This is a genomic window from Parvibaculum sp., from assembly GCF_002684405.1.
In the GTDB taxonomy this organism is placed as follows: Bacteria; Pseudomonadota; Alphaproteobacteria; order Parvibaculales; family Parvibaculaceae; genus Parvibaculum.
Window position 1 is genome coordinate 1 of sequence record NZ_NYVD01000034.1, and the last position, 14,667, is coordinate 14,667.

Genomic DNA, 14,667 nt, shown 5'->3' on the forward strand with positions numbered 1-14,667 from the left:
CCCCGCCGCTTCCACCACCGCATCGCGCACATTCCGGTCCTGCTCACGCAGCTGGTTGGAGAACTCCACGATCAGAATGCCATGCTTGGTAATGAGGCCGATCAGCGTGATAAGGCCCACCTGACTGTAGATATTGAGCGTGAGATTCGTCCCCGTCACAATATTGGCGACGAACATGAGAAGCAGCGCACCGGCCAGCGACAACGGCACCGAGACGAGAATGATCGTCGGCTCGATGAAACTTTCAAACTGGGCGGCCAGCACGAGATAAATGAACATCAGCGCCAGCACGAAGGTAACGGCCAGCGTGCCGGAGGACTTCGTGAACTCGCGCAACGGACCGTTGAGATCGGTTTGCGCGTTCTTGGGCAGGACTTCCGCCGCCGTCTTCTCCAGGAAGTTCAGCGCCTCGCCCATGGAATAACCCGGTGCGAGATTGGATGAAATCGTCGCCGCGCGAAGCTGGTTGAAGCGATTGAGCGAAGCGGGCGCCACCGTCTCCTTCACATCGATCAGGTTGGACAACTGCACCATCTCGTTGTCCTTGCCGCGCACATAGATGTCGGAAATATCCTGCGGCGTGCGCCGGTCCTCGTCGGCCACCTGCACGATGACGTCGAACTGTTTGCCGTTGCGCTCAAAGCGCGTGACCTTGCGCCCGCCCAGAAGCGTTTCCAGCGTGCGCCCGACGGTCGACACGTCGATGCCCGCATCCACCACCTTTTCGCGGTTCACCTTGATGTCGAGCTGCGGCTTGTCGAGTTTCAGATCCGTATCGGCATTGATGAAGCCGGGATTGGCGCGCAGCTTTTCCATGAACTTGTTCATGTCATTGGCCAGATCGTCATAGGTGCCGGAGGTCTGCAGCACGAACTGGATGGGCTGCGACCGCCCGCTCTGGCCGAGCGACGGCGGATTGATACCGAAGGCGAGAATGCCCGGTATTTCCATCAGCTTGGGCTGGATGGAATTGACGATCTCCTGCTGCGAGCGGTCGCGCTCGCTCCAGTGGCTTAGGCGCGAGAAGGAAATGAGATTGGTGATTTCGGGAAAGCCTGCCACCACCAGATACCCCTTCACTTCGGGCACCTGGGAAACGATATTCTCGATCTGCTTGGTATAATGCAGCGTGTAGTCGAGCGTCGCGCCCTCAGGCGCGCGACCGGCAATGAGCAGGATGCCGCGATCTTCCGTCGGCGCGAGTTCCTGATTGAGCAGCTTGAAAAGCCCCACACAGGAAAGACCCACGAGAACGGCGGCAACGACGATAAGCGTCTTGCGGCCCAGCGCTTTTTCGAGCGCGTTCTTATAGGCGCTGTCGAGACGGTCGAGCCAGCCGCCCAGCAGCTTGTCGAACCGTCCGCCGCCCGTATCGCGCCGCAAGAGCTTCGAACACATCATCGGCGTCAGCGTCAGCGCCATCGCACCCGACACGACGACGGCGCCAGCCAGCGTCAGCGCAAATTCGAGGAACAGACGCCCTGTCCGCCCTTCGGCAAAGGCCACCGGCGCGTAAACGGCGGCGAGCGTCAGCGTCATGGCAATGATCGCAAAGGCGATTTCGCGCGAGCCCTTGATCGCCGCCTGAACCGGCGACAACCCTTCCTCGATATGCCGGAAAATATTTTCCAGCACCACGATCGCGTCATCCACCACAAGGCCGATGGCAAGCACCATGGCAAGCAGCGTCAGCGTGTTGATACTGAATCCGAAGAGCAGCATCATGCCGAACGTACCGATCAGCGAAATCGGGATCGTCACAACCGGGATGAACGAGGCGCGTACCGTCCGCAGGAAGACGAAAATCACCAGCACGACGAGGATCACCGCCTCGATAATCGTCTCATAGACCGACTTGATCGATTCTTCGATGAAGATGGACGTGTCATAGCCGATGGAATAGGCCATCCCCACCGGCAGCGTCGGCTCCATCTGCTTCAGCTTGGCACGGACCGCGGCCGCCACTTCCAGCGGGTTGGCCGTTGCCTGCTTCACGATGCCCACGGAAATCGAGGTCTTGCCGTTATAGGTCGCCGCGCGGCGCTCGTCGGCCGGCGCAATCTCGACCTTTGCCACCTGGCCGAGCGTCACCTGGAAACCGCCGCTGTCCTTCACCACGATCTTCGAGAATTCGTCCGGCGTTTCGAGCGCGGTCTTGGACAGGACCGTGAATTCCCGCTTGGTGCTTTCGATACGGCCGGAGGGAATTTCCGCATTCTGGTTGCGGATCGCGTTCTCGACATCCTGCACCGTCAGCCCGTAGGCGGCGAGGCGCTGCCGGTCCACCCAGACGCGCATCGAGTAGAGCCGCTCGCCGAAGATCGACACCTGCGCAACGCCCGGCTGGTTCTGCAGCTGGTTCTTCACGATACGGTCGAGATAGTCGGTAATATCCATGCCCGACATGCGCGACGAGGCGAAGGCGATATACATGATCGGGCTCGCATCGGCCTCGACCTTGGCGATGATCGGCTCGTCCACATCGTCGGGAAGCTGTCCGCGCGCGCGCCCGACGCGGTCGCGCACATCGCTTGCCGCAACATCCGGATCCGTCGACAGCGTGAAGCGCGCCGTCACCTGGCTGCTTTCGGGCCGGCTGGACGACGTCAGGATTTCGATCCCCTCGATCCCCGCCATCGCCTCTTCGAGCGGCTGCGTCACCTCGCGTTCGATCACCGAGGCGCTGGCGCCGCGATAGGAAGTCGTCACGGTCACCACCGGCTCGTCGATTGCCGGATATTCGCGCACCGTCAGCCGCTCATAGGAGACGAAACCGACGAGAATGAGGATGAGCGCAACAACCGTCGCGAAGACAGGTCGGCGGATAAAGAGTTCGGAAATATGCATATGCGGCTCCTACTGCGCGGCCCCGTCTGTGGGGGCCTCGCTTTCGGAGGCTTTCTTTTTGAGTTCGATGGGCTGAACCGGCGCCCCGTCGCGAACCTTCATCTGACCCGCCGTAATCACCCGTTCGCCTTCCTTGACGCCGGAGCGGATTTCCACCTTGCCGGGCTGACGCACGCCGAGTTCCACGGGACGCATATGGGCTTTACCGTCTTCACTCACCACGAAGACCGCCTTGGAGCCCGTCGCATCCGAGCCCGCCGTGGAGATGATGGCCTGCTCCGGCACGACGATGGAGTCGCGCGTCTGCGTCACGATCTTCACGCGGCCGAACAGGCCCGGCCGCAAACGCCCTTCGTTGTTCGCAAGCAACGCGCGTACCTTGATCGCGCGCCCCTCGACATCGATCACCGGATCGATGGCGCTCACAGTGCCGCGAAAGGTCTCGCCGGGCAGCGCATCGAATGTGATGTCGACGGTCTGCCCTTTCTCGACCTCGGTGAGATAGATTTCGGAGACACGGAAATCGATTCTGAGATTGTCCACATCGGCGAGCGTCGCAATCGGCTGGCCGGGCGTCACATACTGACCGAGACTCACCTGCCTCAGCCCCACAATGCCCGAGAAGGCAGCCCGGATCGTGCCCTTGTCGAGCGCGGCCTGTGCCAGCGCGCGCTGCGCTTCGGCGGATTTCAGCGCATTGAGCGCCTCGTCCCGCGACCGCTTCGTCCCCGACCCGCGGCTCACCAGTTTGCGGGCGCGCTCGAAATTCGCCTGGGACAGCGTGAGCTGCGCTTCGGCCTGCTGCAGGCGCGCTTTCAGGTCTTCATCGTTCAGCGTGACGATGAGATCGCCCTGTTCGAGGCGTTGCCCGTCCTCGAAATCGATGCTGGTCACAATCCCGGAGATTTCCGGCGTCACGACGATGGACTGGTCGGCTTCGAGCGTACCGATAGCCGAAACTTCAGCCTGCACCGGCTCTATACCGGCGATCACCGTTTCGACGGCCGGCGGCGGGGAAGACCATCCCTGGCCCTGACCGCCCATGCGCTGAAAGGCCATCCATGCAAACCCCACAAGCAGAATGGCGGCAATCGCAATAGCGATCAGCGCCGGACGGCCAAGCAGGCCCGCCGCCGCTTTTTTGCGCGGTGTCTCGCTGGAGGAAGTCATATTCCGACCTCTGTTTTTGGAGGTCGGTGTCCCGCCTCCCATTCGTTTTAGCTTACGGATGGGCGCGCAGTCCGAGCCCTCTCCCCTCCGCTTTGACATAGGTCATTTTAGCCGAAAGGAAAATGGCAATTTGCCGCTTTATACGACGATGCCCCTACGCAAAGAGGGGGTTCAGGCGGTGACGTCGTCGCCGTTCTGCTCGGGGTCGATAGAGGCATGCCGCCCGGCGGCTCTTTCCTTGTAGATCAGGTAAAGATTGCGCCCGTAAATCAACAGGCCCGCGCCCTGTCCCAGGATGAAGACCGGGTCTTCGCGCCACAGCGCATAGGCAAACAATGTCGCGCCGCCGCTGATCGAGAAATACCAGAAGGCCACCGGCACGATGGACCGCTTGGCCTTTTCGCTCGCCAGCCATTGCAGCAGGAAGCGGGCGGAAAACAGCGCCTGCCCCAGAAAACCGACAAAGACCCAGATACTTGCCTGAGAAAGCCACGTCATTACAGAGGTGAACATGGCTCATCCTTCCCATCCGACAGGTTATGCGTCACGCCGTGAGGGTCGTGGCGCCGTTTCAGAAGCCACCACACGGCGGCGAGATCGCCGATACCGACCCAGAGCCGGTTCCACGTATTGTATTTGGCAACGCCGGAGACGCGCGGACGGTGATTGACCGGCGCCAGCACGATCTCGAAGCCCTCGCGCTTCACCAGCGCAGGCATAAAACGATGCAGGCCCGTAAAAAAGGGCAGCGCCAGAAAAAGATCGCGGCTCAAAACCTTGAAACCGCATCCGGCATCCCTGGTCGTATCGTTGAGGATCGCGCCACGGACATTATTGGCGATGCGCGACACCAGATTGCGCGGGAAGGGATCCTTCCGCTTGGTGCGCTGCCCTTCGACGATGCCGATATTCCGGCCGCTTTTTTCTGCGTCGATATAAACCTGATAAAGCCGCGGGATGTCCGCCGGATCGTTCTGCAGGTCACCGTCGATCATCACGACGAGCCGGCCCCGCGCTTTTCGAACGCATGTCAGCAGGGCCTCGGACTTGCCGCAGGGCTTTCCATGACTGAACACCTGAAGATGTGGCATGGTCCGCATCGCAGCGCGAAGCTTGTCCAGCGTCGTATCCGTGCTGCCGTCATTCACGAACACATACTCACACGGCACGTCCAGAGAGGCCCTTACCGCCTCCAGCTCGGCCAGAAGAGGGTCGATATTGCCCTCCTCGTTGAGCACCGGCACAACGACGCTCAGCTCGAAATTTTCGCCCGTCATAGGAGCCCCTCGCTTCCACCGATCCGGCTCAGGCGCCTTTGGGCCGCCCTCAGCCGGGAAATTCCGCTATAGTCCGTCAACACTTCGAAGGGCCCCCTGATGGTCCATCGCGCATCCCGCCCCGCTTTCCTGCAAGGCGAGCCTGTCATATGGCAGATTGCAAGATAATCCAAAACTCTCTTGTCAAAAATGCGCTCTCGCGCGAGACAGTGCCCCCAAAACCACCGCCCCGAACACTGCCGGGGGAAAAGAAACGCCGCCATGATTTTCCGAAAGCAGGGTTAACCGCATGACCGAACGATCCCAGAACCCGGCAGCGCGCGAGGCAGGCCCCCTGCTCCAGTCGTTTCTGGAAAAAGCGGTCACGGGCTGGCGTCCCTATGCGATTCTCATCGCCTTCTGCGCCCTCGTTTTCCTGCCGGGCCTTGCGGGCCTGCCGCCCATGGACCGCGATGAGTCGCGCTTTGCCCAGGCCACCAAGCAGATGCTGGAAACCGGGGACTACATGGTCCCCTATTTCCAGGACGAGCCGCGCGCGAAAAAGCCCGTCTTCATCTACTGGGTACAGGCCGCCTCTGTCGCCGCCTTCTCCGATGCGGGCGCCAATGAAATCTGGCCCTACCGTCTGCCTTCGGTTCTGGGTGGCATGGCCTCGGTCCTGCTGACCTTCCTGATCGGCACCCGGCTCTTTGACAGGCGAACCGGCCTGATGGGCGGCCTGCTCCTGGGCGGCGCCATGCTCATGGTCGGGCAATCGCATATCGCCCAGACCGACGCGGTGCTGCTCGCGACCATCCTCGCAGGCATGTACGGCCTGACCCTCGCAGGCCTCGGACCGCAAAAGGGCGAATCCTCGGAAATGGGCCCGGCGCCCGGGCTCTTTTTCTGGGGCGGGCTCGGCCTTTCCATCCTCACCAAGGGACCGATAGGCCCGGCCGTATTGGGCTTTACCGCCGTCGCCTGGGGGGTCCTGCGCAAGGATGGGAGCTGGTTCCGGCGGCTGAAGCCGCTTTGGGGCGTCCCGCTCCTCATCCTCATCGTCGCCCCCTGGCCGCTTGCGCTCTGGCATTCCGGCGCCTTCTCCTTCATCGCCAATGCCGCGCAGCAAGATCTGCTGCCCAAGCTGATCGGCGGACAGGAAAGCCATGGCGCGCCGCCCGGCACCTATCTGCTGAGCCTCTTCGCCGCATCCTGGCCGATGTCGCTGATCATCATTCCCGGCATCGTCACCGCCTGGCACTATCGCCGCGAACCGGCGGTGCAATTCCTCATCTGCTGGGCGCTGCCCACCTGGATCATGTTCGAGGCGGTGCCGACCAAGCTGCCGCATTACGTGCTGCCCGCCTATCCGGCGCTGGCGCTACTCGGCGGCTTCTTCGCGGCAAACGGCCTGCCGCCCCGCCTGCCCGGTTGGGGCCGGGCGCTGTTCTGGCTGCATCTGGCCTTCTGGCTCGTCGTCGGACTGGCGATTGCCGGCGGTGCGCTTTTCGCCCTGACCGAATACGGGCCGGGCGTGGACTGGCGCGGCATCGTCCTCGCACTCATCGTGCTGGGCGGTATCCTGCCCGCCGTCTGGTTTGCTTTCCGGCGGCAGTTCGAGCCGGCCCTTGCCGTGCTCGCCCTCATGATGGCGCTTTTCGTGCCCTGGCTCGGGTCGGCGGTTGCCCCCTCTCTCGACAAGCTGTGGGTCGCCCGCGAAGTCGCAGCGGCGATCCCGCCCCATGACGAGCGCCCGCCGCTCGCCTCGGCGGGCTTCAACGAACCGAGCCTCATCTTCCTGAACGGAACCGATACCATGCTGGTGCCGGGCATGACCGCAGCCGACTATCTGGCGGATACGCCCGACGCCTACGCGCTCGTCACGGGGCAGCAGAAGGAAGCATTCCTCGACCAAGCGAAGGCGCGTAACCTGCGCCTTGAACGGATCCGCCAGTGGAACGGCTTCGACTATACGAATGGCGATCCCCTGACCCTGACCCTCTACAAATCCGCCGAATAAGCGACATGACAAAGTCAGACATGGCCGAGGCGACACAAACGGATATCCGCCGGTTCGCACCCGCCGAACTGGTGGAGATCGCAACGGCGGCGGCAGCGGGACCGACGCCACTTCACCGCCTCCGGCGCATGATGTGGTCGGGACTGGCGCCGCTGCTCGCTCTCGCCATCGGTCTGATGCCCCATATCGACCTCGCCGTGTCGAAAACGATGCAGCGCGTCGTCACGCCCAACATGCATTATTTCTGGCAGGCCGTGACCGATCTGGGCGACGGCACGGTCTATATCGTTGCCGCCGCGCTCGCCTTTCTCTTCATTCCGCGTGGCAAGCGCCTGGCTGCCTATCAATCCACCCGCAAGAAGCTTGAAAAGATCTGGCGCTTTTGCGCGCTGATGCTGGCCGCCATGGCGAGTTCGGCCATCGTGCTGCATCTGGTGAAATTCGCGGCGAGCCGTCACCGTCCCAGCGACTTCTTCCGCGATGGTTTCTACGGATTTGCACCCTTCACCGTGACCCACCGCCTCGACAGCTTCCCCTCCGGTCACTCGCAGACGATCTTCGTCTTCATGGCGACGCTGATGATCGCCTTCCCGCGCCACTGGAAGCTCTTTCTGACGGTCGGCGCCTTGACCGCGGTCTCCCGCGTCGTGCTGCTCAACCATTTCCCGAGCGATATCCTGATCGGCTCATGGCTCGGGGCCTTCTTCGTCTTCCTGCTCGCCCCCCTCATCCTGCGCCGGGGCGATAGCGCGCTCTACCCGCGACCCGACGAGCCCCCTCACCTGAAATAATACGAAATTGCCTCTTGTTTCGGCGGGCCGATCTGACAATATAGAAACATACCAACCGGTCGGTTTTTATATTGTCAGGTCCCATGTCGCACGACCCCCCCCATATCCCTCTGCCGGAATTCCCGCCCTATCTGAAGCGGGAGCGCCCCGCCTCACGCGCCGAGCGAACGCGCCAGGCGCTGCTGGAGGCGGCCTTTCTCGAAATCTACCTGAAGGGTTTCCGCGCCGCGTCGCTGAGCGACATTCTGGAAGTCTCCGGCTGCACCAAGGGCGCGCTCTACCACCACTTCACCGACAAGCACGCGCTCGGCCTCGCCGCGCTGGGCGACGCCTTCCACCGGTTCCTCGATCACAACTGGTATCAGCCGCTGGCCGGGACGGATGATCCCGTGACCGAGCTGCGCCGGATCATCGAGCGGCACGTCAACGGCGAGCTGGGTGTCGACCCCCGCCTCGGCTGCCCGATCAACAATCTGTCTCAGGAAATGTCGCCCATCGACGAAGAGTTCCGGCTCTTCCTGTCCGGCGTACTCGCCGAATGGCGCGGCCATATCGCCGACGCGCTGGAGCGCGGCAAGGCCGCGGGCACGGTCCGCGCCGATGTCGATGCGGAGGGGGTAGCCGCCTATATCGTCGCCACCCATCAGGGCGTCTCCGGCATGCTGAAAACGACGCGCGACATCTCGCTCGCCGAGAAATGCGCCCATAGCTATTTCGACTATCTGGAACATCTGCGCGCCTGAGAGGCGTCGCTGGGGAGAGGAACGGGCTGATGAACGAATGGGTAGTGACCTATCTGAACTGGGTCGTACGGTGGCGCTGGCTGGTGCTCATTCTCTCCGCGGGCGCCGCCCTGGCCCTCGCCAGCGGCGGGCGATTCATCGAGTTCTCCAATGACTACCGCTATTTCTTCACCGACGAGAACCCCAACCTTCTCGCCTTCGAAGAACTTGAACGCACCTATTCCAGCCCCGATACGCTGCTCTGGGTCCTGCAACCGGACGAAGGCACCGTCGACACGCCGGAAGTCCTCGCCATCGTCAAACAGATAACGGAAGACGCCTGGCAGACACCCTTCTCCGTGCGTGTGGACAGCATCACCAATTACCAGCACACCCGCGCGTCCGAAGACGATCTCATCGTCCGCGATCTCGTCCCCGATCCGGCTGCGCTGACCGCGGAAAGCGCAAAGGAAGTCGGGAACATCGCCACCAGCGAACCCGTCACCGCAAAGCGCCTGATTTCGGACGACCGCCGCACCACGGCCATCGTCGCCCGCCTGAACATGCCGCGCGACGACGTGGCCGCCAATAATTCCGTCGTCGAACATGCACGCGGAATTCTCGCCGACATGCGCGCGCAGCATCCCGATATCCGCTTCGAACTCACGGGCTCGGTCATGCTCTCCAACGCCTTCTCCGAGGCGGCGACGCGCGACCTCCAGACCCTGACGCCCGCCATGTATCTCATTCTGGCGGTCACGGTTTACCTGCTGCTGCGCTCCTTTTCCGGCACGCTCGTCACCATGGCGGTGGTGTTCTTCTCCGCCTTTGCCGCCATGGGCCTCGTGCTGGGCTGGATGGGCGTCAAGCTGACGCCGCCCTCTTCCGGCGCGCCGACCATCATCCTCACCATCGCGGTGGCCGATGCGATCCATATCCTCGTCACCATGCTGGTGCAGATGCGTCACGGCATGACGAGGAACGAAGCGATCGTCGAGGCCATGCGGGTCAACTGGCAGCCCGTCTTCCTGACGAGCATGACGACGGCGATCGGTTTTCTCAGCCTCAACTTCTCCGACGCACCGCCTTTCCGCGATCTCGGCAACATCTCCGCCGCCGGTGCCGTAATTGCCTGGGTGCTGTCGGTCACGCTGCTGCCCGCACTCGTCGCCGTCCTGCCCTTCAAGGCGAAGGCGAGCATCGTCAATCAGAGCCGGGTCATGGAAAATCTCGGCGACTTCATCATTCGCCACAATCGCGTGCTGATGGGCGGCGTCGTGCTCACCTCGGTGGGCTTTGCGGTGCTGCTGCCGCGTTTCGTCTTCGACGATCGTTTCGTGACCTATTTCGACGACCGGATGGAGTTCCGTGTGGCCTCCGACTGGGCCGCCGACAATCTCACCGGCATCTACCAGATCAGCCATTCGATCCCCGCGCAGGAATCGGGCGGCGTCTCCGATCCCGCCTATCTGAAACATCTGGAAGCCTTTGCCGACTGGTTCCGCGCGCAGCCCGAAGTCGTGCATGTCGCCACCTTCAGCGATGTCATCAAGCGCGTGAACAAGAGCATGCATGCCGACAATGAAGACTGGTATCGCGTCCCCGACGACCGCCAGGCCGCGGCGCAATTCCTGCTGCTCTATGAAATGTCGCTCCCTTATGGGCTCGACCTCAACGACCAGCTCAATGTCGACAAATCGGCGAGCAAACTCACGCTTACCCTGCACGACATTTCCACCAGCCAGATGGAAGATCTGCGTGAACGCGCCATGGCATGGCAGGAAGCCAATTTGCCGCCCTATATGATTTCCCAGTCGGCGGGCCAGTCGGTCATGTTCTCCTTCATCGGCGAGTCGAACTTCCGGGCCATGGCCGTGGGCACGCTTTTCGCCCTCCTCCTCATATCCGCCTGCCTCATGCTCGCGCTGAGGGATCTCAAGCTCGGCCTCATCAGCCTCGTCACCAACATCGCGCCGCCCGTCGTCGCCTTCGGCATACTGGCGCTGTTCCGTCCGGAAGTGGGCTTGTGGTCCTCCTTCGTCATCGCCACCGCCCTCGGTCTCATCGTCGATGCCACCGTCCACTTCCTGTCGAAATACAAACGCGCCCGGGACGAGTTCGGCTATTCCGCCGAAGAGGGCGTGCGTTACGCCTTTGCAACGGTTGGCACTGCATTATGGGTTTCGGGATTTGTATTGGTCGCGGGATTTGGCATTCTGGCATTCTCGCCGTTCAAGATTAACGCCATGCTGGGCATCATGGTGGCACTTACCATTGCTGTGGCACTCATCATCGACTTCCTGCTCCTGCCGGGCCTTCTGATCGCCCTCGACAGGAACCGGAAATCGAAAAGCCATGTACCGGTTCAGGTCCCGGGAGAAGCCGCATCGCCCGCCGGGGTCTGAACGACCGCCGACACCGAACACAAATCAGGGAGAGAGAAATGCCATTCGTCAGTTCCGCCTTGCGCCAGAGCGCGCATGCGTTCGTTATCGTACTGCCGCTCATGGGGCTTGCCGCCACCGCCCACGCGCAGGCGGACGGCCTGCCTGGCACGGACCAGCCCGTGGCCCGCGGCCTTGCCATCGCGCAGGAGACCGATAGTCGCGACAAGGGATGGGGCGACGCCGAAGCGGATATGGAGATGGTCCTGACCAATGCGCATGGCGACACCAGCACGCGCGAGCTGCGCTCCTATTCGCTGGAGCGGACGGACCCGGAGGAAGGCGACTGGAGCCTGATCGTCTTCAACAAGCCGCGCGACGTGGACGGCACGGCGCTGCTCACGCATGCGAAGATTCTCGAGCCGGACGATCAGTGGCTCTATCTCCCGGCTGTAAAGCGCGTGAAGCGCATCTCGTCGGTCAATAAATCCGGTCCCTTTGTCGGCTCGGAATTCGCCTTCGAGGATTTCTCCTCCAGCGAGGTCGGCAAATATTCCTACAAATGGCTGCGCGACGAGCCCTGCGGCGATCTCACCTGCCATGTCGTGGAGCGCAAGCCGCTCTATGAACATTCCGGCTATACGCGCCAGGTCGTCTGGACCGACACGACCGACTATCAGCCGCGCAAGATCGACTATTACGACCGCAAGGACGCGCTACTGAAGACACTGACCTTTTCCGACTATCGTCTCTACGAGGACAAGTTCTGGCGCGCGCACGACCTCTATATGGTCAACCACAACAACAAGAAGGCCACCCGCCTCACCTGGAAGAACTACAAGTTCCATGAAGGGCTGACGGAAGCGGACTTCTCCACCGCGGCGCTGAAGCGCGCCCGGTAAACAAGCAAAAGAGCGGCCCGGCGATCCAGCATATCGCCGGGCCGTCTCCATCATCCAAGGCGGGGGAGTGAGATGAAAAAGAGCTTGGTGGGATGGGCGTCGATCGCGCTCGCATGCGCGGCCGGACCGGCACATGCCGGGGAGTTCGAGTTCACCGGCTATGTCGAGCCCGAACTGCAGCTCTTTCTGCAAAAGGCATCGAAACCCGAACAGCCCCGCGCCAACATGTCGGTCGCAGGCGAGGTCAGCGCGAAATATTTCTGGGACGATGGCGACCAGTCATTCGTGGCCACCCCGTTCATGCGCCTCGACATGCATGACAACAAACGAACCCATGTCGATCTGCGCGCGTTCAAATACGCCTATATCGACGGGGCCTGGGAATTCCGCGCAGGCGTCGACAAGGTCTTCTGGGGCGTTACCGAAGCCGCCCATCTGGTGGACATCATCAACCAGACCGACGTGGTGGAAGATGCCCGCGGGCGCGAGAAGCTTGGGCAGCCCCTCGTCTCACTGTCCACCTATCAGCAATGGGGCACCGTCGACCTTTACGTGCTCCCCTGGTTCCGCGAGCGCCTTTTCCCCGGCGCCAACGGACGCCCCGCGACGGATATTCCGGTCGACACAAGCCAGACGAAATTCGAGAGCGGCCAGAAACAGCATCATGTCGATTTCGCGGCGCGCTACTCCAACACATTCGATATCTGGGACGTGGGTCTCGGTTATTTCCGGGGCACGGGCCGCAACCCGATCCTGATACCGGGACTGACCAGCGGCGGATCGCCCGTCCTCATTCCCTACTACGTTCAGATCGACCAGCTCTCGACAGACATTCAGGCCACCAAGGGCGCATGGCTCTATAAATTCGAGGGGCTATGGCGCAAGGAGCTGAACGACCGCTACCTGCAGGGCACCGGCGGCATCGAATACACGCTTTACGGCATATTCGACACACCCTCCGACCTCGGCATCGTCGCGGAATATATCTGGGACGAACGCGGCGCCAATCCGCAGAACCCCTTCGCCAACGACATCTTTGCCGGTGTGCGCTGGACCGCCAACGACATCGCCGACACCAGCCTGCTGACGGGCGCCGTGGTCGACATGGACACACAGGCGACCTTCTTTTCGGCGGAATTCGAAAAGCGTCTCGGCCAGAACTACCGGCTCAGCGTGGAAGCGCGCCTTTTCGCCGGTCAGCCCGCGAGCGATCCCTACTACACGCTCAAGGACGACGATTTCCTGCAAATCCGCCTTGCACGCTATTTCTGACCGATTCCCCGGAATCGGAGACCGGGATCACGCGCAAAGCCGTCCGAACGCCCGGAAAATTTCCTCTCCGAAACATTAAATCCGCGCAAGAGTGCCGACGGAGAAGATGCATCACCACGCCCGGTGCAAAAGCGTCTTTCTCCATATCCCCTTGCGCCACAATCGTTTTTGGCAAGACATATGGAAACGACAAAGCGAACGCCCGGCGCCGCTTGCATTCGATTTAGGCAAACTGCCCCGCATCGCATGTCCGCTTCATTACATACGCGAGGACTCCACTGCCGGCCGCATTGAAGCAGCACGCCATGGCATGCAAGAAAGCGATCAGGGAAGGAGGATAGTTATCGGAAGTATCTTCCATGCGTTCCCTGTATCGAGTCGTCAAAAACCTCCTCCCCCTGAACATCAATCTTTCCCGCGCGGGCGCGCTCACCGCCTTTATGGCGATGGCATTGCCGCTCGCCGGCTGCACCGGCAGTTCGGATTATCCCGTCATCTTTCCGCACGGACCTGACGCGATCACCGAGCGCGATCTGCTCTTCATCGCGGTCGCCATCATGCTGATCGTTGTCATTCCGGTTTTCGTGCTGGCGGTGTGGCTTCCTCTGCGCTACCGCGCATCGCGTGAAGCACCCGACTACGATCCGAACTGGGACCATTCGCATCGCGCAGAAGTCGTGATCTGGCTTGTTCCGGCGCTTATCGTGTGTGCGATCGGCTCTCTGGTCTGGATCTACACGCACAGGCTCGACCCCTATCGCTCGCAAATGGCGGAAGGAAAGCCGGTCGTCGTCCAGGCCGTGTCCATCGACTGGAAATGGCTCTTCATCTATCCGCAACAGCACCTTGCGACGGTGAATGAACTCGTTTTGCCGACCGATCGCCCGGTCAGCCTGAGGCTCACATCGACGGATGTGATGACGTCCTTCTTCGTACCGGGCCTTACAAGCCAGATCTATGCGATGGCAGGCATGGGCACGAGATTGAATTTCCAGCCGGGACCTGTCGAGACCTATACCGGCCGCAATTCGCTATTCGACGGCAAGGGTTTCCCGGACCAGAAATTCCCTGTCCGTATCGTGACGGCCGAAAACTTCAAGAACTGGATCGACACGGTCCGCAAGGCGCCGCTGCAGCTCACGCCGCATAAATATCAAATGCTGAGCAAGTCCGGGGCGATGCCGCATCCGCTGCACTTTTCCAGTGCCGACCCCGAACTCTTCGCCCGCATCGTCAAGGGCGAACACTCGGCGGCAAGCATGATCGTCTCCAGCCGATCCAAGTAACTCCAGGAAAGAACCGA

11 protein-coding genes are annotated in these 14,667 nt (G+C 61.7%); 7 read left to right on the forward strand and 4 right to left on the reverse strand.

From position 1 onward, the window contains the following. From CMI59_RS02895 to CMI59_RS02910, 4 genes are all read right to left on the reverse strand, one after another. Window positions 1-2,847: efflux RND transporter permease subunit (locus CMI59_RS02895; RefSeq protein WP_293324509.1), on the reverse strand; the 2,847-nt coding region annotated here is incomplete at its 3' end. Window positions 2,848-2,856: 9 nt separating this feature from the next. Continuing rightward, window positions 2,857-4,017: an efflux RND transporter periplasmic adaptor subunit gene (locus CMI59_RS02900; RefSeq protein WP_293324512.1), complete on the reverse strand. Its 1,161-nt coding sequence runs from the start codon at window positions 4,015-4,017 to the stop codon at window positions 2,857-2,859. A gap of 171 nt (window positions 4,018-4,188) precedes the next feature. After that, window positions 4,189-4,530, reverse strand: a complete 342-nt coding sequence (locus CMI59_RS02905; protein ID WP_293324514.1) for a lipid-A-disaccharide synthase N-terminal domain-containing protein — start codon at window positions 4,528-4,530, stop codon at window positions 4,189-4,191. Next, window positions 4,515-5,294: a glycosyltransferase family 2 protein gene (locus CMI59_RS02910; protein WP_293324517.1), complete on the reverse strand. Its 780-nt coding sequence runs from the start codon at window positions 5,292-5,294 to the stop codon at window positions 4,515-4,517. The genes CMI59_RS02905 and CMI59_RS02910 overlap by 16 nt, the downstream gene beginning before the upstream one ends. A 289-nt stretch (window positions 5,295-5,583) precedes the next feature. Here CMI59_RS02910 and CMI59_RS02915 point away from each other — a divergent pair, with 289 nt between their 5' ends. The 7 genes from CMI59_RS02915 to CMI59_RS02945 all read left to right on the forward strand — a co-directional run bounded on the left by CMI59_RS02915 (window position 5,584) and on the right by CMI59_RS02945 (window position 14,650). Beyond that, complete coding sequence (locus tag CMI59_RS02915) at window positions 5,584-7,293, forward strand: glycosyltransferase family 39 protein (protein ID WP_293324520.1); 1,710 nt, start codon at window positions 5,584-5,586, stop codon at window positions 7,291-7,293. Between the two features lie 5 nt (window positions 7,294-7,298). After that, entirely contained in the window at window positions 7,299-8,084 is a 786-nt protein-coding gene (locus CMI59_RS02920) for a phosphatase PAP2 family protein (protein WP_293324522.1), read from the forward strand. An 83-nt stretch (window positions 8,085-8,167) separates the two neighbouring features. Next, complete coding sequence (locus CMI59_RS02925; RefSeq protein ID WP_293324525.1) at window positions 8,168-8,827, forward strand: TetR/AcrR family transcriptional regulator; 660 nt, start codon at window positions 8,168-8,170, stop codon at window positions 8,825-8,827. Window positions 8,828-8,856: 29 nt separating this feature from the next. Next, entirely contained in the window at window positions 8,857-11,211 is a 2,355-nt protein-coding gene (locus tag CMI59_RS02930; protein ID WP_293324527.1) for an MMPL family transporter, read from the forward strand. A gap of 38 nt (window positions 11,212-11,249) precedes the next feature. Beyond that, on the forward strand, window positions 11,250-12,092 hold the full coding sequence (locus CMI59_RS02935) for an outer membrane lipoprotein-sorting protein (protein WP_293324530.1): 843 nt from the start codon (window positions 11,250-11,252) through the stop codon (window positions 12,090-12,092). Between the two features lie 72 nt (window positions 12,093-12,164). Then, window positions 12,165-13,364 (forward strand): hypothetical protein, encoded by a 1,200-nt coding sequence (locus CMI59_RS02940; protein WP_293324533.1) that lies wholly within the window; start codon window positions 12,165-12,167, stop codon window positions 13,362-13,364. Window positions 13,365-13,723: 359 nt separating this feature from the next. After that, entirely contained in the window at window positions 13,724-14,650 is a 927-nt protein-coding gene (locus tag CMI59_RS02945; RefSeq protein WP_293324536.1) for a cytochrome ubiquinol oxidase subunit II, read from the forward strand. Window positions 14,651-14,667 lie beyond the last annotated feature (17 nt).